At 42.5% G+C, this 2,547-nt stretch carries 2 pseudogenes; both read left to right on the top strand.

What is annotated here, in order from left to right:
- Positions 1-362: 362 nt before the first annotated feature.
- Positions 363-1,298, top strand: a pseudogene (locus DWW13_RS15760) (SrtB-anchored collagen-binding adhesin); the annotation flags it as partial.
- A gap of 5 nt (positions 1,299-1,303) precedes the next feature.
- Positions 1,304-2,547, top strand: a pseudogene (locus tag DWW13_RS15755) (SrtB-anchored collagen-binding adhesin); the annotation flags it as partial.

Raw genomic sequence — 2,547 nt, 5'->3', positions numbered from 1 at the left:
CCTGTGAAGCCCGTAAAATCAAGGCTTCACAAATTTTTCACAAAATAATTAGCACTCACCTCTTGTTATTACAGCGTAGCTTTTGTCTTAGTTCATAGAGTGCCGTAAAGTGCCTATTTACAGGCTTTTCACGGGTTTTATGAATTTATCACATTTCATCAAAAATCGTCAATATACAAAAAATTGGTGTCAAAATTGGTGTCAAATAACCTTAATTTGAGATTTTGATGAGTAACACATCAGTAAAAAAAATTGAATATTTTATAGACTATGGAACGCCTAAAATGACGTTCCTTTTCTATTTCCAGCCGTTCTTATTGGACGGCTATTTTATTACCAAAAATGAAAGGAGCATTAGATTTATGAAAAAGACATGGAAACGATTGTGTACGGGCTTCTTAGCTCTTGCAACTGTCGTTACTGCTTTACCGACGACACCCGTTCATGCAGAAAGCAAGCAATACTGGACGGAGTCAAAAGAGCGTGTCGGTATCGTTGAAAAAGTAATGAATGACGGTTCGATTGGTTCTACCTTTAACGAGGGACATTTGACCGTTGAGGGCGAGGACGCTTACTGTATCGACATTAACACAGACTTTAAGAATGGCTATAAGACCAGAGCTGACGCAAGCACCCGTATGAGTGCCGACCAGATAAGCGACGTTGCCTTATCTATCGAATATGTAAAACAGTACACAGACAGCCACAGCGGAATAAGCAAAAATCACGCTTACCTTTTAAGACAGCTTGTTGTCTGGCAGAGATTGAGCGTACATCTCGGCTGGCAATGTGATAACGTGCGAGCTTCTTATGATGAAATTCCAAAGGCAACGCAGGACGAAGTTTTCTCTGGTGCAAGAGCCTTTGTCAAAGAAAATAAAGGACGCTATGAATGTGGCGGTTATATCTACTCTGGCGAGGGTCAGGAATTGGGGCAATTCTGGGCGAAATTAAATGTCGGAAATGCGAAACTTAAAAAGATTTCCAGTAATACCAGCATTACAGACGGTAACGGGAATTACTCAATCGCTGGTGCAACATACGGTGTCTTTGCTGATAAGGACTGCACAAAACAGCTTGCCACCCTTACGACTTATGAAAACGGAAATACAGATGTTGCAGAGGTAACGGCAGGCACAGTCTATATCAAGGAATTATCCGCACCAGCAGGATATAAAGTGGATAAAAAAGTCTATCCATTGACAATCAAAGCTGGCGAAACAGCGACTTTGAACGTATCTGATACACCAAAGGTAACAGACACTTTGATTGAGCTTTTCAAGATTGATATGGAAACACATATAAGGACTGCACAAAACAGCTTGCCACCCTTACGACTGATGAAAACGGAAATACAGATGTTGCAGAGGTAACGGCAGGCACAGTCTATATCAAGGAATTATCCGCACCAGCAGGATATAAAGTGGATAAAAAAGTCTATCCATTGACAATCAAAGCTGGCGAAACAGCGACTTTGAACGTATCTGATACACCAAAGGTAACAGACACTTTGATTGAGCTTTTCAAGATTGATATGGAAACACAGAAAGACAATCCGCAGGGGAACGCTTCTCTAGCAGGTGCGGAATTTACATGGAAGTATTATGCAGGCTTCTATAATAAAGACAATCTCCCTGCCGAAGCTACTCGTACATGGGTTACAAAGACAATCGCTGAAACAGACAGCGACGGGACAACTCATTACATCACAAAATTAGCGGACACATACAAAGTATCTGGCGACAGCTTCTATATGCAGGACGGCAAGGCGGTTCTTCCACTTGGAACACTAACCGTAGAAGAAACAAAAGCTCCAAACGGCTACTTGTTAGAGGGTGCATATATGCAGGCTGGCGATAAGTCCGAACAGATAAAAGGCTTATATGTAACACAGATTACCGAGGACGGCGACCTTGCCGTACTATCTGGAAGTAACCAGTTTTCCGTATCAGACAAGGTTATCCGTGGCGGTGTGAAAATTCAGAAACGAGATTTAGAAACGGGCGACACGAAGCCACAAGGAAGTGCAACCTTGAAAGATACTGCCTTTGACATCATTTCCTTAAATGATAATGCGGTATTGGTTGAGGGCAAGTTATACAAGAAAAATGAAGTGGTAAAAACAATTCGTACAGATATTGAGGGTGTCGCTTCTACTTCTTCTGACCTCTTACCTTATGGAAAATTCCGTATCATTGAGAGTGAAGCTCCAGACGGATATTTGACAGACGGTGCAAAGCCGATTGATTTTGCAATCACAGAAAATGGAAAAATCGTGGACTTAACCGACGAAGCCCATTCTATCTACAATCAGATTAAGCGTGGAGATATTGAGGGCGTGAAAATCGGTGCAGGCACACACAAGCGTCTTGCTGATGTTCCCTTTAGGATCACAAGCAAGACGACGGGCGAAAGTCATGTTGTCGTAACTGATGATAACGGGCAATTCTCCACTTCTGCTGACTGGGCTTCTCACAAGCACAATACCAACGCAGGAAAGACCAGCGAGGACGGTGTGTGGTTTGGAACTTCTGAACCAGACGACAG

It is taken from the genome of Blautia sp. AF14-40, from assembly GCF_003479665.1.
Classification (GTDB): Bacteria; Bacillota; Clostridia; order Lachnospirales; family Lachnospiraceae; genus Fusicatenibacter; species Fusicatenibacter saccharivorans.
This window is presented reverse-complemented; position numbering and strand designations above follow the sequence as displayed.